The sequence below is a fragment of the Cupriavidus sp. SIMBA_020 genome, from assembly GCF_046535395.1.
GTDB classification, from domain to species: domain Bacteria; phylum Pseudomonadota; class Gammaproteobacteria; order Burkholderiales; family Burkholderiaceae; genus Cupriavidus; species Cupriavidus campinensis.
On the sequence record NZ_JAWRWU010001552.1, the window covers coordinates 1 to 240 of the forward strand.

The following is a 240-nucleotide window of genomic DNA, read 5'->3' on the forward strand; positions in this document are numbered from 1 at the left end:
GGCCAGGTGTACATCGACGGCGCCAACATGAACGCCATGGTCGGCCTCTGCGCCCCGGGCAAGTTCGGTGGCGACGTGTCCCACCTGAACCTGCACAAGACCTTCTGCATTCCCCATGGCGGCGGTGGCCCGGGCATGGGCCCGATTGGCGTGCGCGCGCACCTGGCGCCGTTTGTCGCCAACCACCCGGTGGTGCCCATCGACGGGCCGTTGCCAGAGAACGGCGCCGTCAGCGCCGCG

1 pseudogene is annotated in these 240 nt (G+C 70.0%); it reads left to right on the forward strand.

Annotated features, from left to right (window positions below):
- Nucleotides 1-240 (forward strand): annotated as a pseudogene (locus tag SB751_RS34810) (hypothetical protein); the annotation flags it as partial.